15 protein-coding genes and 5 tRNA genes are annotated in these 21,277 nt (G+C 55.3%); 16 read left to right on the top strand and 4 right to left on the bottom strand.

The window, feature by feature from the left end:
* Positions 1-494 precede the first annotated feature (494 nt).
* Positions 495-1,625, top strand: a complete 1,131-nt coding sequence (locus VN12_RS18095; protein WP_168164490.1) for a tetratricopeptide repeat protein — start codon at positions 495-497, stop codon at positions 1,623-1,625.
* 131 nt (positions 1,626-1,756) lie between these two features.
* Here the strand turns inward: VN12_RS18095 and VN12_RS18090 are convergent, their stop codons facing one another.
* Entirely contained in the window at positions 1,757-4,795 is a 3,039-nt protein-coding gene (locus VN12_RS18090) for a hypothetical protein (RefSeq protein WP_146678148.1), read from the bottom strand.
* A gap of 213 nt (positions 4,796-5,008) precedes the next feature.
* On the opposite strand from VN12_RS18090, the gene VN12_RS18085 reads away from it, so the two are divergent.
* Positions 5,009-5,236: a hypothetical protein gene (locus VN12_RS18085; protein ID WP_146678147.1), complete on the top strand. Its 228-nt coding sequence runs from the start codon at positions 5,009-5,011 to the stop codon at positions 5,234-5,236.
* Between the two features lie 26 nt (positions 5,237-5,262).
* On the opposite strand, the gene VN12_RS18080 is transcribed toward VN12_RS18085, so the two are convergent.
* A complete protein-coding gene (locus VN12_RS18080) occupies positions 5,263-5,589 on the bottom strand; it encodes a MazG nucleotide pyrophosphohydrolase domain-containing protein (protein WP_146678146.1) in 327 nt (108 codons plus the stop codon).
* Positions 5,590-5,898: 309 nt separating this feature from the next.
* Between VN12_RS18080 and folE the strand changes: the two genes are divergently transcribed.
* The 13 genes from folE to rplL all read left to right on the top strand — a co-directional run bounded on the left by folE (position 5,899) and on the right by rplL (position 12,838).
* Entirely contained in the window at positions 5,899-6,564 is a 666-nt protein-coding gene (gene folE, locus VN12_RS18075) for a GTP cyclohydrolase I FolE (RefSeq protein ID WP_146678145.1), read from the top strand.
* Positions 6,565-6,674: 110 nt separating this feature from the next.
* Positions 6,675-6,747: transfer RNA gene (locus VN12_RS18070), tRNA-Thr, on the top strand.
* 91 nt (positions 6,748-6,838) lie between these two features.
* Positions 6,839-6,920: transfer RNA gene (locus VN12_RS18065), tRNA-Tyr, on the top strand.
* A gap of 186 nt (positions 6,921-7,106) precedes the next feature.
* Positions 7,107-7,177: transfer RNA gene (locus VN12_RS18060), tRNA-Gly, on the top strand.
* 48 nt (positions 7,178-7,225) lie between these two features.
* Positions 7,226-7,297: transfer RNA gene (locus VN12_RS18055), tRNA-Thr, on the top strand.
* Between the two features lie 297 nt (positions 7,298-7,594).
* The gene (tuf, locus tag VN12_RS18050; protein WP_146678144.1) at positions 7,595-8,791 is read left to right on the top strand and encodes an elongation factor Tu; all 1,197 of its coding nucleotides are present in this window, start codon (positions 7,595-7,597) and stop codon (positions 8,789-8,791) included.
* Between the two features lie 102 nt (positions 8,792-8,893).
* Positions 8,894-8,966: transfer RNA gene (locus tag VN12_RS18045), tRNA-Trp, on the top strand.
* A 123-nt stretch (positions 8,967-9,089) separates the two neighbouring features.
* Positions 9,090-9,554, top strand: a complete 465-nt coding sequence (gene secE, locus VN12_RS18040; RefSeq protein ID WP_146678143.1) for a preprotein translocase subunit SecE — start codon at positions 9,090-9,092, stop codon at positions 9,552-9,554.
* A 340-nt stretch (positions 9,555-9,894) separates the two neighbouring features.
* On the top strand, positions 9,895-10,431 hold the full coding sequence (gene nusG, locus VN12_RS18035) for a transcription termination/antitermination protein NusG (RefSeq protein ID WP_146678142.1): 537 nt from the start codon (positions 9,895-9,897) through the stop codon (positions 10,429-10,431).
* A 227-nt stretch (positions 10,432-10,658) separates the two neighbouring features.
* Positions 10,659-11,084 carry a 50S ribosomal protein L11 gene (gene rplK / locus VN12_RS18030; RefSeq protein ID WP_146678141.1) on the top strand — a complete coding sequence of 142 codons (426 nt, stop codon included), beginning with the start codon at positions 10,659-10,661 and terminating at the stop codon, positions 11,082-11,084.
* Between the two features lie 20 nt (positions 11,085-11,104).
* Complete coding sequence (rplA, locus tag VN12_RS18025; RefSeq protein WP_146678140.1) at positions 11,105-11,785, top strand: 50S ribosomal protein L1; 681 nt, start codon at positions 11,105-11,107, stop codon at positions 11,783-11,785.
* A gap of 11 nt (positions 11,786-11,796) precedes the next feature.
* Positions 11,797-12,330: a 50S ribosomal protein L10 gene (gene rplJ / locus VN12_RS18020; RefSeq protein ID WP_146678139.1), complete on the top strand. Its 534-nt coding sequence runs from the start codon at positions 11,797-11,799 to the stop codon at positions 12,328-12,330.
* A gap of 100 nt (positions 12,331-12,430) precedes the next feature.
* Positions 12,431-12,838 carry a 50S ribosomal protein L7/L12 gene (gene rplL / locus VN12_RS18015; protein ID WP_146678138.1) on the top strand — a complete coding sequence of 136 codons (408 nt, stop codon included), beginning with the start codon at positions 12,431-12,433 and terminating at the stop codon, positions 12,836-12,838.
* A 1,640-nt stretch (positions 12,839-14,478) separates the two neighbouring features.
* On the opposite strand, the gene VN12_RS18010 is transcribed toward rplL, so the two are convergent.
* Together VN12_RS18010 and VN12_RS18005 are read right to left on the bottom strand one after the other, a co-directional pair.
* The gene (locus VN12_RS18010; RefSeq protein ID WP_146678137.1) at positions 14,479-16,245 is read right to left on the bottom strand and encodes a DUF885 domain-containing protein; all 1,767 of its coding nucleotides are present in this window, start codon (positions 16,243-16,245) and stop codon (positions 14,479-14,481) included.
* Positions 16,246-16,272: 27 nt separating this feature from the next.
* Positions 16,273-17,754 carry a sulfatase gene (locus tag VN12_RS18005; protein WP_146678136.1) on the bottom strand — a complete coding sequence of 494 codons (1,482 nt, stop codon included), beginning with the start codon at positions 17,752-17,754 and terminating at the stop codon, positions 16,273-16,275.
* 194 nt (positions 17,755-17,948) lie between these two features.
* On the opposite strand from VN12_RS18005, the gene VN12_RS18000 reads away from it, so the two are divergent.
* Complete coding sequence (locus VN12_RS18000; RefSeq protein WP_146678135.1) at positions 17,949-21,272, top strand: sialate O-acetylesterase; 3,324 nt, start codon at positions 17,949-17,951, stop codon at positions 21,270-21,272.
* Positions 21,273-21,277: the final 5 nt, after the last annotated feature.

Raw genomic sequence — 21,277 nt, 5'->3', positions numbered from 1 at the left:
CGTTGGCCATCGCGGCGATTCTCAACGCGAGCGCAAAAAACAAGCCGACTGAGAAACCTCAGTCGGCTTGGTGTTCCCTGGTGCGGGGGCAAGCAGTAGCCTGCCCCCGCACGCAGTCGAAAGCTCTATCGTGAAGCACCATCAAAAACAATCGACCCAGTAATTGTTTGCGATGGCTCTATGCTGCTCCAACCCAGGAGGAAGGCCAGTCGAGTATTCCCGCAAATCCTCGACCGACGACAGAGCTTGATTGGTTTTTCCTGACAGAAAGAGGAAATACGACAACCTTTGCCCGGGCGTCAATTGCAGTTTTTTCCTTTCATCGAATTTTTCGTAAAAGGCCGAAACACTATGGCACCGCGACGCGATTCGTTCCGGTCTGCGCGAGTTTTCCGAATAGGTGAAATATCCTTCAAGGAGTGCCGCGGAAGTTGCCGATCGTGAGGGATACGGCGACCTTTCCGTTTCCATTCCGCAGTTGAACTTTCATGAACATGCCAAACCACAGAACGAACCCTTGGCGGCTTCTCGCTTTGGGAGCACTCTCTGTTTCGATTGCGAGCGGATGCAAAACGTCACCCGGTGTGAAGTCGTCGATTTGGCCGACCCAAAAGGTAGGCGCCGACGCGGTGACGTCCCCGGGAGTGGGGGGAACACTCGCCTCGACGACCAAAGCGGTGAAGGGACAGTTTTCTTCGATGGGAACCGCCGTCACTTCCGCTTATGGCAAGGCGAAGACAGCGATCACCGCTCCCTTCAGCGCTCCCACCACCACCGAGGCAGCAGCCCCTAACAGCGCGACGGCACCTTTGGCCAAGACCGGTTCGATCGGTCCGGAAGTTTACGTCATGACAGGGCAGTTGCATGAATCGAAAGGGGACTACGCCAAGGCGCTGGACAGCTACAGCAAAGCGTTGGAAGCCGAGCCCAAGAACATCTCGGCACTCCTGAGCATGGCCCGCCTTTACGATCGACAAAACGAAAAAGACAAATCGATTAGCTTCTTCAACAAAGCCATCGAAGTCGCTCCGAACAACGCGGCGAGCTACTCAGAACTCGGGGCGATCTATGTCAAATCCGGAAACTTGAACGCGGCCAAGGAACAGTTTCAAAAAGCAGTCAACTTGGATCCCAAAAACGCGAACCATCGATCGGCCCTCGCAGGCGTCCTGCTCGACATGGGGAACGCGGATGGTGCAATGGCCGAGCTCGCTCAGGTGCATCAACCTGCAATGGCCAATTATCAAATGGCCTACCTCCATTTCAGTCGCAAAAACGTCCCTGCTACCCAGCAGTATTTGGGAGCCGCTCTTCAGATCGACCCGAATCTGAAACCAGCTCGCGATTTGCTCGCCAGCATGGGAGGTGGTCAATCGCTCCAAAATCTGGCCCAACAGGGGAATCAGTGGATGGGGCAGGCGCAAGGCGTTATGCAGCAAGCCTCGGCGATCTCCACCAATGTCCAAACCTTGATGCAAACACCGGTGGGAGCCGCTGCTCCCCAAGCAGCAGCTGGCCAATCGACCGCCGGATTGCCAAGTGCCGCTGCAGCCGCGACGCCATCCTTTGCGCTCCCACCCCCTCCCCAGAGCGCCCAGCAGCCCGATGCGAGCATGTTTCGCTAAAGCGATTCCTTGGGATGCGGAACGTATGCGAGATGAGGTGGCTGGGTGACGGCCTGCAAAGGCTCAAGTCCCGCGACGGTTTAAGGCCCGCGTAGGTTCGACGCCGACCGTCCGTTAAAGTGAGTTGAGGGTTAACGCGAGCCTTCCGGGGAGTTTGGATCCCCGATCGATAGGTAGCCCCCCCAAAGGCCGGGATGGGTACCCGGAATAGGACGGGACGAAGCGGTAGGTTCTTTACCCTGCGACCAAGCAATCGGTTCCTTCGTCGGTTGGAATTCTTCAAGCCAAACCGTCGCGACGGAACGCTGCCAAGCTTCGGTGAAGGGCGCCCCCTCCAAATTGTCTTGCAATTGCGTCAGCAGTGACAGCGTGGACTCACCCCCGACCGGCCAGCGGGAGATCCAGATATGTCGCGTGCCTTGCGAGAGCAGTCCGAGCGTCCACCTGAGCCATTCGTCCCCTGGTTCGATCGCTCCTGGTATTTCGCCATTCGCATGGGCATGTCCAAGCAGCCAGATGGACTCCGGTGCACCCCATGGTAATGGGTTCCAGCCCGCTATCTGATTGGCCACGGCATCGGAACCGGGAACCAATGGGAATCGGTTGGGATCGTCCCAACGTAGAGGAGACAGCGACGTGTAGTGACCGCTCGCGATCTTGAGGTACGGCGATGGAACCATGGCCCCGTTGCTCGGAATATCCAGCGTGCGGTCTTTTCCACAGAGGGTTGCCGAACGTTCGAGAAGGCCTTTGCCATTCCCGCCATTCGGATCCCAAAAGTCGGCGGATTGAAGGGTAATTCGTTCTCGCCTAGCCAACGGTCGAGGTCGAATCAAGGGTTCGAGAGCGGCCAAGGTCGGGGTGTAGCAGATGCGATAGCGGGAAAGAGCGGGCTCGTATTCGCCGGCGCTCGCGAGGGGGAACAGTTCCAATGGAAATCCCCAGACCAAGCCATCGGGGGCGATGATCCAACGATCCGCACTCTTCATCCTTTCCCAGATTTCATCGGGAATCCACCGTCGCCTCAGTGCATTGGTTTGTTTCGAGAAGTCGGCGGGTAATTCGGACGATGCCTTGGAGCAAACCGCCATGAGATTGCGAACATCCGGGCCAACATTTTGAGATTCATCGATCTTCCAGCTTCGAATTTCTTTCTTGGTCACGTAGTACCCGTGCAATTCTCCTTGCAGGGAGTAGTAGGCCAAGACGCCGTCCTGATCTGAGAGCGTGGCGAACAGAGTCTTGCGATTCCAGCGCGGAGTCAGAGTCTCGGGGACGGCGACAGGGGATAGGGTCGCCGACCAAAGCAACGATTCTTGGACGCTGCTGAGTTTGACCACGCTCTCCCAGCGTTTCGTTTCTTCGTCGCTCCATTTTCGAAGATCTGGTTTGGGAGTGGTCGCAAAGGGGCGGGTCCATTCCTCGAGAGTCTTGGCGTTTTTGGCTAACGCAGGGAACGCGACGCGGATCGACTCCCACTTTTTACTTTCCTCGGCGCTGACCGAATCGTAAGGGGCATGGAGGGCTCGACGAAGCTCTGCCAACCTGCCTTGCAATACGCTCCCGTTCAAAAATCGGGCGGATTTCCAGCGTTCCCATGCGTCCACTTGCAGTTCTAGGTCGTTGGAATCGAGCGCCAATCGAACGGCCAAGCGGCGGGCATCCAGCTTGTCCGCCATTTGGAAGACCAATTCCTCGAGGACTTTGGTTTTCCAAGCCCCGATGCGGTCGGCGTCGAGCAAGCCGCTTAGGATTGCAAGACCGACTTCCGAAGAGATTGCATTTTCTGCGATCAAGTATTGCGTGAGTTGAAGCTGGTAAAGGCGTGTGGAGGCCGAACTCATCGCGGAGTTTCCGCGAAGGATGGCTAAGGCTTCTTCGAGCTTTTGAATTCCCGTCGCCAAGTTGTTCTCGGCAAATGCCAGTTTCGCCTGTGCGTAGGCGATGCCGGCGTCCATGCGAGGCAGGAGGATCTGTTTCGGTAGGATCGCGGCCGTGATCGCCGGTGATTGTTTGCGAACGGTCTCCCAGTCTCCTCGCAACGCGGCTTGCCGTACCCCTTCCAGCTGGGCCCGAAGCAGGACAAGCCGGCTTTGTCCGGAAGCCCATTTCGAAACACCTAGCAATGTTTTTCCGGTCGCTTGGTAGTCGAGCTGGTTCTGAAAGGCGCATTGGGACCAGAGTTCGATCGCTTCCTCGACATGTTCTGGTTGACCAGCTCGCGCGCCACTGAGACTCGACTCCAAAGCGAATTCGCTCGCTGCGGGAAAGCTGTTGGATTCGACAGCGAAATCGGCCAAGACAAGCAGGGCGATGGCGGTGAGCGGGTGGTCCTTGCCCGACCCGAGGCTCAATTGCTGTTTCAATTGCGTGCCGATTTCGTTCGCAGTGGAGGGTTCCAACGCGGCGATAGCCGAACAAATCGATGCACCTGATTTGATCCACTCCGATGGTTGTGCAGCGGGTGGAAGGGTGAAGGCGCTGGGAAGAGAGGGGGTAAGAGGGTTGTACTTTGCGAGGGGGCCTAAGAGGTTGGCGCGCCGTCGAAGTGCGATGGCTTGACAACGAAGAACTTCCAAGGCGTCGATCCAGATCGGGTCCCCGGGTGGCGAAGGGGGAATGTTGTTGGGGGAGCTGTTTTGTTGGGAGGGAGGAATTCGCTCCGGCAGTCGATTCGCGCCACCCAGTCGGATTTGCCAAACGCCCGGGGCCATTCCCATCGCGGCGTTTCGGCTGTTCGGGGGCGACCAGAGGGGATCTTTGTTTCGAGAATCGGTTCGGTCGACGGGTGCAGAGGGGCCTAGCAAGGAGAGCCAATGGGAGCATTGGACGGAGACGTTGAGGGCTGCGTCGAAGTATTGCAGCGCCCCCCCGATGTCGCCTTGCAGGTAGAGGCATTCCCCCATCATGACCAAGGGGGGGACGCTGTCGATGCCTCGATCGTTTCCGGCTTGGCGGGACTGCGTGTAGGCCTCCTCGAAGGCTTGATAGGCCCCCATGGTTTGGCCGTCCGCTAGCAGGTCGAGGCCGGTGTAGTAGCCCGGTTGGATCAAGTTCTTCGTCGATCGGCTGGCCCGAGAACTGTTGTTGGGTGGTTGGGCCGAGGCGGATGGGCAGGCAACGGCTGCAAGGAGAAAGAGGGTGACGAGGGGAGGGTATCGAGTAAGCATGGGAGCGATCGGGCTGAGAGAAGGAAGGCTTTGGAGATAGCTAGCATCCATTATGACCCATGCGGAGAGGAATGGGGGGTGAAATGCTTCGTATAACCGGCAGACTTTACCTCAAGAGGAATGCGGGAATGACCGATACTACTTCTACAATCCGATTCGCGTGAGCGGTTCGGTCGCGGAATCATTCGTCCCTGTGCGGAGATCAGAATCAAAATGGCAAGGAAGTTAAACGACCTCAAGGTTTGGATGGCGGTCGCCGCATGCGTGGGGCTTGGATCGGTCAGCACGGGATGTCAGGTGCACGTAGCGGGTCAGACATTGCCCAGCCCTTATTATTTGGACGACGACGTTCAGTACTTTCCAGCCGGACCGGAGAACAAGTTGGCCAATGAGACCGCAGCGCTCAAGGCGGCTCGGGAAGAGGCCAAAGCGCGTCGCTAGGGCGTGCTGTTTTGCGCAGGTGCAGATCAAGGTTTTTCGCTCATCGGGCAATCGCAGGCTAGCTTTTTGCAGCCTGGACAGCCTGCCCCGTATTTCTTTGTAAGGGCTTGAGCGAGATCGACCCCAGCTACGTTGGCGATGGTGGTGAGCCAAGCCACGACGTCGGCAAATTCTTCTTCGAGGTTCTCTCGATCGTTGTTGGCGCGAAGAGCGGAGGCGAGTTCTCCTATTTCTTCCATGAGCCACATGAACGTACCGGAAACGCCGCGCTCGGCATCTTTCTCGAAGTACATGGTCCGGATGAGGGTTTGGAAATCACGGAGAGAGACGTCGGAGTCTAGTTGGTTCGTCATCGATACGATCTCGCGGTTCGTTGCAGGAAAGCGGGTGGTTCGGGGGGAGGTAATCGGGGGAATCCCCATGATAGCCGTCTCGTTGTGAACCGTATTCCCCTTGCCCGATTCCCTATAGTTGTTCGACCTGATCGCCCGCGTTGGGGGCCGCAATGTTTTGGCCGCCGCAAAGATGCCGCAAAGACGCCGGTAAAAAAACCAGTGAAGATTTGGGAGCGGCAACGGGTCGAATCGCTGCTGCGAGGCATCGATTTCTCTTGAGCAAGTCAACAGCCCTATTAGCAAGTGAACAGGTAGCGAACTTCAACTATGATAAGCAAGCCAACCCATCCGGTATTGGATCAGGGCGAGGAGAGCGTTGCGATTCCTCTCCGGTCGAGCAAGTCCCACAACGAAACGAAGTCACCCGTGGATCACAAACGAATCGAACGAGCGGTTCGCGAGATATTGATAGCCGTAGGAGAGGATCCGGACCGCGAGGGGTTGCTCGAGACCCCGGCTCGGGTAGCCCGCATGTATGCCGAGGTGTTCGCGGGGTTACACAAGGATCCGCGGGTCCATTTGAGCCGTGTTTTCACGGAGGGTTATGACGAAATCGTATTGTTGAAAGACATCGATTTTCACAGCATGTGCGAACATCACTTGCTCCCGTTTCACGGTCGTGCCCATGTAGGGTATTTGCCGAATGGGAAGGTGGTAGGGTTGAGCAAGATGGCGCGTGTGGTGGACGAAGTCGCCCGCAAGCCGCAGGTTCAGGAGCGAATGACCGAGACCATCGCCGACATGATGGAGCAGGAATTGGGGGCTCGCGGCGTGGTTGTCATGATTGAAGCGAGTCATTCCTGCATGACGATGCGCGGCATCAAGAAGTCGGGTGGCATGTGCGTGACCAGTGCGATGCGGGGTGTATTCCGGGAGAATCTTTCCTCGCGCGCCGAGATTCTCGGGTTGATCATGAACCAGCGGCACGGATAGCGGTCTTTTTCAGAGTCAAATTCGTCTTGCAGCCGAATATCTCCTTTGTACACTAGTGCGACTCTGAACTAGCCGGTAGGCGGTTTGGGGATTGTTCCCAGGACGTAGTTGCCGGCGTAGCTCAGTTGGTAGAGCAGCTGATTTGTAATCAGCTGGTCGGGGGTTCGAGTCCCTTCGCCGGCTCTTGCTGGGGTGCGAGTCCCGGCTCTGGCTGGGGAAATAGAGATCGAAAGAAAAGCAGGCCTGTCTGGAAGCAGCGGGTGCTGTATGGGTTGGGAGGTTGCCCGAGCGGTTAAAGGGGACGGACTGTAAATCCGTTGGCTATGCCTACGTAGGTTCGAATCCTACACCTCCCATTTCAGATCCGAGGGTTTGGTTTGTGCCAAACGTGGGGATTTGGGTGCGTTTGTCGGTCTGGAGCTTGAAAGCCGTTGGCTTTTGGGTGAGGATCGCTGGAAACGCGAGAAATTAGGGTTGGCGTCTTTGTCGCGAGGCTGTACGAATAGCAGCTTGACCGCGGCGAGGTGTCTTCCTGCGGTATTGCGGGTGTAGCTCAATGGTAGAGCAGCAGCCTTCCAAGCTGAATACGAGGGTTCGATTCCCTTCACCCGCTTTCCAAGAATGATGTGCTGGCATGTTTGTTTGGAATGGATTCGGAAATGCTGCTGTAGCTCAGTGGTAGAGCACTTCCTTGGTAAGGAAGAGGTCATGGGTTCAAGTCCCATCAGCAGCTCTGTCGACACTGGCCTGGCTTGAGGGGCCCGGGGATTCCCGGGGGGCTTCGAGGGGTTTGGTGATGGTTGCGACAGTTGGATGACGGTCGCGACAGGGAGTGGTCGCCAGCAGATCTTTCGATGGAGTGGAAGTCAACTAAGTGGTTGCGTTGTGTTTGCGTCATAGATTGAGCTCCTAGGCTTGCGATTGCAGGTTGGAGGTCATTCGGCAAAGATCGCTCGGTAAGGATCACACGACAAAGATCACACAACGCGGTGTTCGAGTTTTTTATCTGTATAGGTGTTGTGAGTTAATAATGGCCAAAGAGCAATTTGAACGTACCAAGCCCCACTGCAACGTAGGAACGATTGGTCACATCGACCACGGCAAGACAACCACCACCGGTGCGTTGCTCGCGGTTCAAGCTGCGAAGGGTTTGGCTCAAGCAAAGTCGTATGCGGATATCGCCAAGGGTGGTACGGTTCGGGATGCGACCAAGACGGTTACGATCGCTGCGTCGCACGTGGAGTACGAGTCGGAAAACCGACATTATGCTCACATCGACTGCCCTGGTCACGCGGACTTTATCAAGAACATGATCACCGGTGCCGCACAGATGGACGGCGCGATTTTGGTCGTGAGTGCAGCGGACGGCCCGATGCCTCAGACCAAGGAGCACGTTCTGCTTGCACGTCAGGTTGACGTTCCTGCGATCGTCGTGTTCTTGAACAAGTGCGATTTGGTGGACGACGAAGAGTTGTTGGAACTTGTTGAGTTGGAAATTCGCGAGCTCCTTAGCAAGAACGGTTTCCCAGGGGAAGAGACCCCTATCGTTCGCGGCAACGCCAAGGCTGCTTACGATAAGCCAGCGGATCCTGTTGCTAGCAAGTGCATCAGCGACTTGATCGCAGCAATCGACTCGTTCATTCCACAACCGACCCGTGAAGAAGACAAGCCATTCTTGATGGCGATCGAAGACGTTTTCTCGATTGAAGGTCGGGGAACGGTAGCGACCGGTCGTATCGAGCGCGGCATGATCAAGGTCGGTGAAGAAGTCGAAATCGTCGGCTTGATGGAAGAAAAGAAGAAGACCACCGTCACGGGTGTTGAGCAGTTCCGCAAGGAAATGAAGGAAGGCAAGGCCGGGGACAACGTCGGTTGCCTTCTCCGCGGTATTAAGCGTGAAGACATCGAGCGTGGTCAAGTTTTGGCGAAGCCAAACTCGGTTACCCCGCACAAGAAGTTCGAAGCCGAAGTTTATTGCTTGAGCAAAGACGAAGGTGGGCGTCACACCCCGTTCTTCTCGGGATACCGACCTCAGTTCTTCTTCCGCACCACCGACGTGACCGGAACCGCGAATTTGATCGGCGCAGAAATGTGCATGCCTGGCGACAACGTCAAGGTTGAAGTCGAGTTGCAGAAGACCGTTGCGATTGATGACGGTGTACGCTTCGCGATTCGCGAAGGGGGCAAGACGGTAGGATCGGGTGTTGTCACCAAGATCATCGAGTAATGACAAGATCGCGTGGATCGGGATTTGGGATTGCCTAGATTCCCGAGGCGATTGAAAATTGTTGGCTGCCGCGAAGATTGTCTTCTGCGGCAGCTTTCGGTTAGGGGTGTAGCTCAATTGGCAGAGCACCGGTTTCCAAAACCGGGGGTTGCGGGTTCGATTCCTGCCGCCCCTGTTCGCGATCCCGCAGCGATCGCGGCAGGAGCCATTCAGTCTGGCGAGATATGAGGAGCGATCCTGGTCGTCGGCTGAGGGGTACGGTTTGTCCCGAAGGGTCGATTAACGAACCGCATAATTTATGGCAACAGTAGCAGAAGACTCCTCATCCTCTCGGTCGTTGTTGTCCGAGTTGTTTGCGGGGTCCGTGTACAAAGGGCGTCAGGGGCGAATCGTCCGGCAGTTGACTTGCTTGGCGATTTGGCTCACGTTCTGGCTGGGAGCTTGGCAGCTCTTCGAGGCGCTCCGGGCGGGGTTTTTCGAAGGATTGCGAGAATCCTCCTACGGCAATTGGGTGGTTTACGGCGTGCCGTTGTTGTTCGCCCTCGGTGGGACTTGGCTGGGTTACCGATTGGTGAATTGGCCGAGGTTTGCTGATTTTTTGATCAGCGTCGAGTCCGAGATGAGCAAGGTGTCTTGGCCGACCAAATCTGAGCTTTACAAGGCTTCGATGGTCGTTATATTCACCATGGCTTTCCTGGCCGTATTGCTTTTCGCGTACGATTTGCTCTGGCAGGCTATTTTTGACTACTTGCGAGTCAGCTGATCGAGCGTCGGTTTGGAGCCGCGGTTGTTCAAATGCCCAGGTAGGTTAATGAGACAATAAGAAGATGGCGATAACGTTCGCTATCGAAGAAAGATGTTGCTTGGCCGTTCATTTGGGATGGTCGAGCGGAGTGGTGTGACCCAGCAGTGGTTACGCCGTTTTTTTGGCACATGGCTGGTTCAGCGATGAATCGGTCACATAGCCAGGAGATTGGTTGGTACCGGACGGTGCAGGCGTAGTCTGTGCTCGGAGGGTAGTTGATCATTCGTCAGTACTGGCGCAAGGTTTTCGAGTGAACAGTTCCGCATCAACCACTACTGAATCTCCCGATGCATCCGAGATGCGTTGGTATATATTGAAGGTTCAGTTCAATCGCGAAGACACGATTCGCGAAGCATTGGAAAAGCGAATTCGCTTGTCCAACATGCAAACTTCGTTCGGGGAGATTCTTGTCCCCACCGAGGATGTTGTGGAGTTTACGCGAGCCGGTAAGCGCCGCGTGGTAAAGAGAAAGCTTTACCCTGGATATTTGGTGATCCGCATGATCATCAACGACGACACATGGTTCTTGGTCCGCGAGACCACCGGTGTTGGAGACTTCACGGGATCTGCTGGCAAACCGACGCCTATGAGCGATGCGGATGTCGATCGGATCTTGAAGCTTGCGTATCCAGATGCTGACGAAGAGCAAGCTCCCAAGACGGCCATCCCGTTCAAGCCTGGCGATCGCGTTCGAGTGAAGGAAGGAAACTTCCAGAGTCTCGAGGGTGATGTCGATCGTATCGATGAAGCAAACGGCCGAGTTACTGTGATCATTAATATCTTTGGTCGCAGTACCCCTGTCGTGTTGGATCACTGGCAAATCGAGTCGCTCTAGAATCGGCTTCTCAGGTGCTTGGTGAGATTCCGAGCGCTGGGATGTCTTTTTTGGAAGCAAGCGTTGTCGGTGGTGCGGCACTTCCCGCAGCGGCCTCTCGCGAAAAGATTTGACCTTTTCAGGGAGGGATCGGTTTGCTGATCGGGGAGTCGAAAGCGAATCGACAGCAATTTTCACATGGATCATCACGTTTTAGTTTAGACAAACGACACAAGGTTCACGGACACATGGCCAAGCAAGTCGTCGGAAAAGCGGCATTTCAGGTGCCTGGGGGCAAAGCCACCCCGGCTCCACCTGTGGGTACCTCTCTCGGTAAGTTCGGTATTAACTTGGGACAGTTCGTCTCCCAGTTCAACGATCGAACGCGAGAGTTCAATGGGACTCCCATTCCTGTTGTGGTGACGGTTTATTCCGACCGCAGCTTTGAGTTTATTACCAAAAGTCCTCCAGCCTCCGCGTTGTTGAAAATGGCAGCGGGAATCGCCAGCGGTTCCGGTGAGCCTCACAAAGTGAAGGTTGGAAAAGTATCCCGTGATCAAGTCGACGATATCTGCAAAAAGAAAATGGCAGACTTGAACGCGCGGGACCTGGAACATGCTCGACGCATGATCGAGGGGACGGCCCGAAGCATGGGTATTGAGATCGTAGGGTAAGCAGAGGAGCAAGCAAGAGAATGGTGAAAGCAACCAAAGCAATGAAGGCAATGCTTGCCAAGACACCGGGTAAACAGCCGGTTCCTTTGCAGCAAGCGGTAGAACTGCTCAAGCAGTTCGGTGGTCGGAAATTCGATCAAACGGTCGAAATCCATATGAATTTGGGCATTGACCCAGCTCAAGCCGATCAGATCGTCCGCGGTTCGGTGGTACTTCCTCACGGTATTGGAAAAATCCAACGCGTGGTGGTCTTTGCCAAGGGTGACTTGGCAAAGATTGCAGAGGAAGCGGGTGCCGATGCGGTTGGCGCTGAAGATCTGTCGAAGCGAATCAAAGATGGTTGGCTCGACTTCGACGTCTGCATTGCGACGCCGGACATGATGGGGATGGTCGGTCCTCTCGGAAAGGTGCTCGGTCCTCGCGGATTGATGCCTTCGCCTCGAGCAGGAACGGTCACCACCGATGTTTCGCGCGTTGTCAAGGAATACAAAGCGGGTAAGGTTGAGTTCCGAAACGACAAAGGATCGAATGTTCACGCCGTTGTCGGCAAGATGAGTTTCGATGCTGCGAAGTTGGCGGAGAACCTTTCGGCGTTCATCTCGTTCGTGCAGTCGCTCAAGCCGAACGCCTGCAAAGGAACGTACATCAAGTCGATCGCCATCTGCGCGACGATGTCTCCCAGCATCCGCGTATCTGCCTAGGAAAGGTTGTCATGAGTAAAGTTGTTAAAAAGCTTGTCTCACGCGATATCGCAGCGCGGCTCAAGGGAGTCAATGATGCGATGGTCGTCAACATCGTCGGGATGACCGGCGAAGAGAATTTCAATATTCGCAAGACTTTGCGAGAGCAAGGTATCGGTATCATGGTGGTCAAGCGAACGCTTGCTGCTCGTGCCACCGAAGGTACTACGCTCCGTCCTGCGTTCGATGATCTGGCTGGAAGCGTTGCGGTGATTTGGGGATGCGAGGATTTTGTTGCGTTGACCCGCAGCATCACCAAGCTCGTCAACTCTGGGCAATTCCCCAAGCTGGAAATCAAAGGCGGGGTAATGGATGGTGAGGCTCTCACCGCTGACCAAGTGAAGAAGGTTAGCAAGTGGCCAAGCCGACAAGAACAGATTTCTATTCTGGTTGGACAGATCTTGTCACCGGGAGCGACGCTCTCCGGTCAATTGGTCGGTCCGGCTCGAAAGATCGCTGGTCAGGTCAAGAAGATGATCGAGAACCAGGAGGAAGCCGGCGAATAATCGCCTGCTTGAACCATCGTACGTGGGTGAACAGCCGGTTCCAATTTCTCGCCGGTGAGTTTCGTTAGTTAGTTCTTTCCAATTTGAGGATTAGTGAATTATGTCCGAGTCGGCAACCGCTTTCGCGGAAGAGATCAAGACCCTGGGCGAGAAGATCGTCGGCCTGACGCTCAAGCAAGCCAAGGAATTGAGTGACTATTTGAAGGAAGTTCACGGCATCGAAGCTGCTGCTGGCGGCGCCGTTGTCATGGCAGCACCTGCAGATGGCGGCGGAGCACCTGCCGCTGCTGTTGAACAAACCGAATTCGACGTCGTGATGACTTCGTTCGGCGACAAGAAGCTGGACGTCGTGAAGGTTGTTAAGAACCTCACCGGCCTCTCGCTCATGGACGCCAAGAAGTTGGTCGAAGGCGTTCCTGCCAAGATCAAAGAGCAAGTTTCGAAGGAAGATGCCGAGAAGGTCAAGGCAGAACTCACCGAAGCTGGCGCCACCGTCGAACTCAAGTAAGGTCTGGCTCCAAATTGGAGCCTGCTTACCCCAAAAATGCAAAAAAGCCTGTAGATCCTCTGCAGGCTTTTTTCGTTGGTCTCAAAAGTCGAACGGTCGTCCTCGACCGTTCTGCGCGCTAGACCACTGCTCTATCGATCAAACCACCTCTCCCCCAAGCTGTCTGGTCAATCGTCCGGGGGAAAGATTCTTAACAGGCGCGATGCGTCATGCGATGCTGATCTGTTGAGGACAACAGATCGACGATGTCGACCGTTAAGCTCTTTTGTCCTGAAAGGACTTGAGCCATTAGCCGGGGGTTGAGCGTAAGCGATACCCCCGGTGGATTTCGTTGGACGCATCCCGACGGGATGCAAGATTAATCTTTAATCCCTTCGGGATAGGAGAAGGCGCGGGGGTACCGGGGGTGTCGCTTACGCTCAACCCCCGGCTACAAGCTTGGATCCTTTCAGGATCTATGTCGCAAACGAACGACCGCTCGATGGGCATTGCTCTCGTGGGTATCTCGTCCCTCAAACGCCGTCTGTAGGTAGGAATGTGGGATAGGTATCTGAGTTTGCGTAATGCGTCAGGCGATGCTGATCTGTTGAGGACAACAGATCGACAATGTCGACCGTTAAGCTCTTTTGTCCTGAAAGGACTTGAGCCATTAGCCGGGGGTTGAGCGTAAGCGATACCCCCGGTGGATTTCGTTGGACGCATCCCGACGGGATGCAAGATTAATCTTTAATCCCTTCGGGATAGGAGAAGGCGCGGGGCATTACCGGGGGTGTCGCTTGCGCTCAACCCCCGGCTACAAGCTTGGATCCTTTCAGGATCTATGTCGCAAACGAACGATCGCTCGATGGGCATTGCTCTCGTGGGTATCTCGTCCCTCAAACGCCGTCTGTAGGTAGGAATGTGGGATAGGTATCTGAGTTTGCGCGATGCGTCATGCGGTGCTGATCTGTTGAGGACAACAGATCGACAATGTCGAACGGTCGTCCTCGACCGTTCTGCGCGCTTGACCACTGCTCTATCGATCAAACCACCTCTCCCCCAAGCTGTCTGGTCAATCGTCCGGGGGCAAGATTCTTAACAGGCGCGATGCGTCATGCGATGCTGATCTGTTGAGGACAACAGATCGACAATGTCGAACGGTCGTCCTCGACCGTTCTGCGCGCTAGACCACTGCTCTATCGATCAAACCACCTCTCCCCCAAGCTCTCTGTTCAATCGTCCGGGGGGAAAGATTCTTAACTGGCGCGATGCGTCATGCGATGCTGATCTGTTGAGGACAACAGATCGACAATGTCGAACGGTCGTCCTCGACCGTTCTGCGCGCTAGACCACTGCTCTATCGATCAAACCACCTCTCCCCCAAGCTCTCTGGTCAATCGTCCGGGGGGGAAGGATTCTTAGCTGGCGCGATGCGTCATGCGATGCTGATCTGTTGAGGACAACAGATCGACAATGTCGAACGGTCGTCCTCGACCGTTCTGCGCGCTAGACCACTGCTCTATCGATCAAACCACCTCTCTCCCCGAGCTTTCCGGTCCATCGTCCGTGGGGGAAAGATTCTTAAATTGCGCGATGCGTCAGGCGATGCTGATCTGTTGAGGACAACAGATCGACGATCGTGGACAGCATATTGCCAACGACTACTTGACCAGTTCGGGCAAATACTTCACGGGCAAGGTGCCGTGGGAGAGGACTTCTTCGTGATATTGGCCTAAGTCGAATCCCTCGCCCCGCGCTCGTTGCACTTGCTGACGCAATCGGTAGAAGGCGGTGCGGCCAACGAAGTAGGTGGATAGCTGGCACGAACTTTGTTTGGCTCGTTGAACTTTTCCAACCGCTTCCCCGGTCGTTTGAAACCCCCGATCCACGAGGAGTGACAACGCTTCCTCATCGGTCATCTCCGTGCAGTGCATCCGATAGTCCAGGATCGCATTGAGTACCGCGCGAATGTAGAACTTGAGCTGATGGAGTCGGAGCGATAGATCGCCTTCACCGTATCCTTGGTCCAACATCATCTGTTCGGTGTAAACGGCCCAACCTTCGGCAAAGACTCCCGAATAAAGGACCTTGCGGACCAGCGATTGCGATCGATTGCTGTAGTCCAATTGCACATAGTGACCAGGATAGGCTTCGTGAATGGTCAAGATTTGAAGCATGGCCGAATTGTATTCCTGCAGGAATGCTTCTTTCCGATCATCGGGCCAGTCCGAAGGAGGTGGTGCAATGGCGTACAAACTCTTCGAGCTGGGATCCAGAGGGGGGGCTGGGTTCAAGTAGGCCACGGAAAAGCCTCGTTGGAACTCCGGCATCAAAATGATGTCGCATTGATCGGGATTCGGAAGGGTGAGGATTCTCTTGTCTTCGATGAAGTCCTTGATTCGCTGCACGGTGGCTTTCGCATCTTCGACAAGCGTCGCCTCGGTCCCATGGGACTTGCCCAGCTCCTTCAGGACAAGCCGTATCGTGTCGCGTCTGCCCGCTTCATCCTCGGGAGGGAGTGTTTTACTTGGGAAGAGAGAGCTCCAAAGCTGTTTGGCAACGTAGTACATCTCCCGCTCGACGCGAGTTGCTTCCGATTCCGCCGTTTCAATAACGTCCTGCGCGGTGAGGCCTGCGTCCAATTCCATCGCTAGCTTCTCGGCAAATTTTTCCTTGCCAATTCGCCAATCACCCGTCGATCGGGGGAGAACATCCTTCTCCAGGTAGGTTTTGAATTCCTTCAAGGCCGCTGCGGCCGCCCGAGCTGGCGTCGCCAGCGAGCTTAGCTGCGGAGATTCGTCTGCCAGTTCAAAAATCTCGCGCTCGTAAAAGGAGATTGCACCCTCCGTGCGCTTGATCGCGATTTCGGTGAGCACTTTGGGCGGATTCTGGATCGATTGTTTGGCTGCCGCGATGACTTGTGGGACGAAGCCCATGCGGGAGGCGGCATTGGCGATATTTCGGTGCTTTGGCAAAGAGGATTGCGTGAAAAGTCCAAAGACGCTGTCGGAGCAGTAAGACAAATAGACCCTCGGATCGTTGGCGAAATCATCCATTTGCGTCGATTGCCAGATCCGGTACTGCAGATAGTTTTGCCAAATCTCGAGATCGATCTGTTCATCTCGCGTTAGCTCTTTCCCCTGAAACTTCGTCTTCAGTTCGGCTAGGACCGATTGATCCCGTTCGCGGTCGGATTTGCGAGCCGCAGGGGAAAGATCATCCATCAATCCATCGTAGTCTCGTTTCCCTAATTGCGATGCAAAGATCGGGTGGCGTTTGCACTCTTCGTCGAGCCACTCCCGAAAGGCGCTATCGATCGATTTCGGAGCCCCCGTGGATTGACCCCATACCCACGGAGTTGTCACGGCAAGCAGGATAAAGACCGACGCGCAAAGGCTTAGGTGCAATGGAGTGTTTAAATGCTTCATGGTGATTCTACAAGACTCGCTTGGGGGTTACTTCGTGTTAGGAGGATTTTGTGGTTTCGCAACAGGGGCGTTGGGCGTGTCGGTGTGTGCATTCTCACCGGGTACGGTCGAAGTGGGATCGGACAAGAGTCGAGGTTCGTTGAAAACTTGTTTCGTGTCTCCCTGCTCCAGCATCCATTGCTTTAGCTTTGCTTTCAAGTTGGCCATGGTTTTGGCGTGGGTGGGATCGGATGCGACATCGGTTGTTTCCCAAGGATCCGAGGGGAGGTAATAGAGTTCCCATTCTGGGCGTTCATGGTATCGACGCACCGTCGCCGCCGCTTTCTCGTCCATCTTGGCTTTCTCGAACCAAGAGATCCAGTATCGCCCGCCATCTCGAGCCAAGGCTTTATCGATGTGTGTGGTGTGTGCGAATTCTGGGTGCAGGTTCCAGATTAGTTTCCATTCCTTGGTTCGGATACTTCGAATGGGATAAACGTTCATCTTTCCGTCCCCGCTATGGGTGGTGAAGATTTCTTGGCGATGCGCGCCTTCGGGTTGCTTCAAGATGGGTGTGAACGATCTGCCGTCCCAGTCGGGTTGGGGAACGCCGCCCGCGAGATCGATGAGGGTCGGCAAGAGATCGATCCATTGGACCATGGCTTGGGTGCGTGCCTTTTCTGGAACGACGCCGGGCCACGAGACGAGCAATGGAACTCGGATCCCTTCGTCGTAAAGATTCCACTTTCCGAAAGGCCATTGGGCTCCGTGGTCGCTGGTGTAGATCAAAGCGGTGGATTCTTTGGGGAGCAGCTCGTCGACCGCGTCCATGACTTCCCCGAGTCGTCGATCCGCCTCGGTCACATCGGAATAATATCGACTGCGGAAATTCCTCGTCTCCGGTGTATCGATGTGCGTCGGGGGAAGGTTCAGAGAGCGAGGTTGATATCCCCGGTTTTCAGGCCAAGGGACATGGGGTTCGTGGGTACCGACGAAAAGGCAAAGAGGTTTGTTTGCATCGCGGGAAGTTAAAAAGGCCCGAACCGTTTCGATGTCGTGTTTCTCCTCGAAGCGATCGAAGCCATGCCTCGAGATATCTGTCTTGCCGTGGGCTACTTTCCCGAAGGCGGCCGTTTCGTATCCAAGTTCTTGTAGGAACTTGGGGAGCGAGAGAACATCGTCCCGTTTGTAACTGTGGTTGGCTTCAGCCCCGTTTCTCGCAGGCATGCGTCCGGTGAGCATGGCGGTTCGGCTGGGAGCGCAAGCAGGGCTGGCAATGAAGGCTTGTTCGAATAGCAGTCCCCGTTGTGCAAGTCGCATCAAGTGGGGGGTGCGAATGTCGGTTGCACCGTAGGGTTGCGAATCGCGTTGCGAATGGTCGTCGGATAGGAAAACCACGAAGTTCGGTTTGGCTCCGAGAACGCTTTGTGTGGCAACTCCACCAAAACAGAAAGCAAGGCTCATCGCGAACCAGACCATGCTACGCAATAAGTTCGCATGGAAATGGAAAAAGGGATTGATGGATCGCATCGATCGTTCCTTACTAAGGTTTCTAGTATGTTGACCTTCCCCCGAACCGTTCTCATGAGGATTCTAGCTTGGGAAGCAGCTAGGAGAGACGGGGATGGGAGTCGGGGATAGGTGGCAGGTCAGCGGTCCCCTTTCGGCTTGGTTATACTAAATCCCTTTGTCGACGCCGTCGCCTATCTCCCTTTTTGCTCTCCATGATGAAATCATTTACCGCCGCTCTCCCCGTTCTAGTACGTCTGCTGCAGTGCATCGCCATGCTGGGGGGGGCCTGGAGTTTAGGAATCAAGGAGGCGCAGGCCCAGCCACTGAAGATTTTTGTCTTAGCTGGGCAATCGAACATGCAGGGGCATGCGCATGTTCGGACATTGGAGCATTTGAAGATTTCCCCGGATGCGAAGCCACTGAGAGACTTGATCGAGACGGCAGATGGCTCACCGAAGGTTTGCCAACGCGTTTGGATCTCCTCGCTGGGCAACGCTGAGAGCGAGAAGACAGGATTGCTGTCCGTCGGCTATGGCGCGAACCAAAACGGTCCGAAGCTGGGACCAGAATATACGTTTGGATTGAGGATGGAGGAGGAACTCGAGGGTCCCATCTTGATCATCAAGACTGCTTGGGGGGGAAAGAGTCTGCACACGGACTTTCGGCCTCCAAGTGCGGGAGCCTATCCGTTTCCTCCCGAGCAGTTGGCCAATCTTCAGAAACAAGGGAAAGACATCGATGCCGTTCGGGCCGAGAAAGAGAAGGGGACGGGTGTTTACTATCGAATGATGATCGAGCATGTGAAGCACGTGCTATCGGATATCCCGCGAGTAGTCCCGGGGTATCGGCCTGACGAAGGCTACGAATTGGCTGGCTTTGTGTGGTTTCAGGGGTGGAACGACATGGTCGACTCTGGAGCGTATCCGAACCGGGACAAACCGGGGGGGTACGATGCTTACAGTGAAACCATGGCCCATTTCATTCGCGATGTGAGGACCGATCTCCATGCGCCGAAGCTCCCGTTTGTGATTGGCGTTTTGGGGGTTGGAGGACCAACGGAGCTTTATGGTCCGGATGAACAGAGGTACAAAGCGACGCACAATCATTTTCGGGATGCGATGGCAGCGCCCGCCAAATTGCCCGAGTTTCAAAACAATGTCGTGGCCATCCGGACAGAAGCGTTTTGGGACAAAGAACTTTCGGATGCCAAGGCGAAAGAGAATCGAACTCGCCAGCGCGCCAAGGAGTTGGCAAAAGAGCGCAAGCTCGGGGCGCAGGAGGAGAGAAAGGTCGCCGACGAGTTGGTGCAGCAGGAGCTTACCGATCGGGAGCGAGAGATCCTTGTCAAAGGGATCTCGAATCTGGAGTTCCATTATTTAGGCTCTGCAAAAATCTTAGGAGGGATTGGAGTTGGATTCGCGGACGCGATGCTAAAGCTGCTCCCGGCTCAGAAGCCACTTGCGGGAAGTTCGCAGAAGCCTTTGGAGAGTCCGGAGCATTGGACGATAGAGACGTTTGCGGGAACGGGTGAGCAGGGGTACAGCGGGGATGGAGGACCGGCTCGCATGGCCAAGCTGGATAATCCGTTCGGAGTCATTCGAGGACCGGATCATGCAATCTGGTTCTGTGAGTACACGGGACAGCGGATTCGAAGGATCCTGCCTAACGGGGTGATTCAAACCATCGCCGGGTCGGGGGAGAAGGGATACTCGGGTGATGGTGGACCTGCGCTCGAAGCGACATTTAATCTGCCGCACGAAATCCGGTTCGACTCGAAAGGGGATCTTTATGTGGTCGATATGTCCAATCACGCCGTGCGTAAAATCGACCTCCGGTCCGGCATAATTTCCACCATCGCGGGGACGGGGTCCCCTGGTTATTCGGGTGACGGCGGATTGGCGAGCCAGGCGCAGCTAAAGCAACCGCACAGCATTCAGTTCGGCCCCGATGGCGATCTCTTTATTTGCGATATCGGCAACCATGTGATCCGGCGAGTCCATCGTGAAACAGGGGTGATCACGACTTATGCAGGGACAGGAAAACCGGGGCCTACTCCCGACGTTGCTCCTATTGTTGGTACTCCGCTGAAGGGGCCCCGTTCCATTGATTTTGACCGTCACGGTAATTTGTGGTTGGCCACGCGCGAAGGGAATCAAGTTTTCCGGTTCGATAGCAAGGCCGGTACGATTCAACATATGGCCGGGACAGGCGAGAGCGGTTTCGATGGGAATGGTGGGCCTGCCACGCAAGCCAGACTAAAGGGACCGAAGGGGATTGCTATCGATGCGGATGGAAACGTTTGGCTGGCTGACACGGAAAGCCATTCGGTTCGGCGGATTCGAGCGGATAGTGGAATCCTGGAGTTGGTGGCGGGTACAGGTGAGAAAGGGGATGGACCCGACGGTGATCCCTTGCGATGCCAATTAGCGAGGCTGCATGGAATCTTTGTCGATTACGATGGATCGGTATGGATCGGTGATAGCGAGACCCACCGCATTCGGGTATTGAGAAAAAAGGTGCAGCCAAGTGTTCCGATCCAAAAGCAAGTGATTGAACTGGTGGCGGGCGGCAAACGTGAGGAAGTGAAGATAACAGCAACGGAGGCAAAGCTGCATGAGCCATTCGGTTTGGATTGGGGGGCCGACGGGACAGCTTGGATCATTGAAATGGCAGCAGGGAATCGCCTCTTGAGCATCGATCTGGAAGGCGTTCTCAGGCATCGAGCAGGAAAGTTAGAGCCTGGGTTTTTCGGGGATGGTGGCGATGGTTTGAAGGCTCAATTTCAGGGGCCCCATAATCTGACCATGGCTCCTTCGGGACGCCTTTACATCGCGGATACTTGGAATGGGCGGATTCGAACCTTTGATTCTGGTACGGGGATCGTGGAGAGTCTGAAGGGTTACGCGGTGCCAGAGGAGCAAGCGAGGAGAAACGGTCCTTACTGCGCGACGATCGATTTCACTGGACGCTACTTGTTCGTCGCCGACTTGAGGCAGGTACTGCGAATCGATTGTCGAGATGGGGCAATAGAGGTCGTCGCCGGGAATGGAAAGAAAGGGATTCCGAAAGATGGGGCGCTCGCCACCGAATCCCCGCTTGTGGATCCGCGTGCGGTGGCGGCGGATCGTCTTGGGAATGTTTATGTGTTGGAGAGGAATGGGAATGCGCTGCGCGTCGTCGACCCCTTTGGACGTATAAGGACATTGATCAATCCTTCGGGTGAAAAGGGAGTGAAGCTCGAGACAACAACGGGGGCCGATGGGCGGCTTTTTGGCCCCAAGCATTTGTGCATCGATCTCGAAAACCGCGTGGTCATAGCCGATGCAGAAAACCATGTGGTCTTGCGATATGATCCGCGAATCGATCGTCTTGAGCGGATTGCAGGAACGGGCCAGCGGGGAGACGTTGGAGTAGGTGGTGAGCCTCTGGATTGTCAGCTCGCTCGTCCCCACGGGGTATCGATTCATCCGAAGACCGGAGAGCTTTGGATCACGGATACCTATAATGACCGTATTCTTCGCATAACCAACGAGTGAGATTC

Source organism: Pirellula sp. SH-Sr6A, assembly GCF_001610875.1.
In the GTDB taxonomy this organism is placed as follows: domain Bacteria; phylum Planctomycetota; class Planctomycetia; order Pirellulales; family Pirellulaceae; genus JBKCUI01.
This window is presented reverse-complemented; position numbering and strand designations above follow the sequence as displayed.

Bases quoted from the DNA above. Each gene is read 5' to 3' on its own strand.
- rplJ (WP_146678139.1), top strand. From the start codon at position 11,797: ATGAGTAAAGTTGTTAAAAAGCTTGTCTCACGCGATATCGCAGCGCGG.
- VN12_RS18005 (WP_146678136.1), bottom strand. From the start codon at position 17,754: ATGCGATCCATCAATCCCTTTTTCCATTTCCATGCGAACTTATTGCGT.
- nusG (WP_146678142.1), top strand. From the start codon at position 9,895: ATGCGTTGGTATATATTGAAGGTTCAGTTCAATCGCGAAGACACGATT.
- secE (WP_146678143.1), top strand. From the start codon at position 9,090: ATGGCAACAGTAGCAGAAGACTCCTCATCCTCTCGGTCGTTGTTGTCC.
- VN12_RS18090 (WP_146678148.1), bottom strand. From the start codon at position 4,795: ATGCTTACTCGATACCCTCCCCTCGTCACCCTCTTTCTCCTTGCAGCC.
- tuf (WP_146678144.1), top strand. From the start codon at position 7,595: ATGGCCAAAGAGCAATTTGAACGTACCAAGCCCCACTGCAACGTAGGA.
- VN12_RS18085 (WP_146678147.1), top strand. From the start codon at position 5,009: ATGGCAAGGAAGTTAAACGACCTCAAGGTTTGGATGGCGGTCGCCGCA.
- VN12_RS18010 (WP_146678137.1), bottom strand. From the start codon at position 16,245: ATGAAGCATTTAAACACTCCATTGCACCTAAGCCTTTGCGCGTCGGTC.
- folE (WP_146678145.1), top strand. From the start codon at position 5,899: ATGATAAGCAAGCCAACCCATCCGGTATTGGATCAGGGCGAGGAGAGC.
- rplL (WP_146678138.1), top strand. From the start codon at position 12,431: ATGTCCGAGTCGGCAACCGCTTTCGCGGAAGAGATCAAGACCCTGGGC.
- VN12_RS18095 (WP_168164490.1), top strand. From the start codon at position 495: ATGCCAAACCACAGAACGAACCCTTGGCGGCTTCTCGCTTTGGGAGCA.
- VN12_RS18000 (WP_146678135.1), top strand. From the start codon at position 17,949: ATGATGAAATCATTTACCGCCGCTCTCCCCGTTCTAGTACGTCTGCTG.
- VN12_RS18080 (WP_146678146.1), bottom strand. From the start codon at position 5,589: ATGACGAACCAACTAGACTCCGACGTCTCTCTCCGTGATTTCCAAACC.
- rplK (WP_146678141.1), top strand. From the start codon at position 10,659: ATGGCCAAGCAAGTCGTCGGAAAAGCGGCATTTCAGGTGCCTGGGGGC.
- rplA (WP_146678140.1), top strand. From the start codon at position 11,105: ATGGTGAAAGCAACCAAAGCAATGAAGGCAATGCTTGCCAAGACACCG.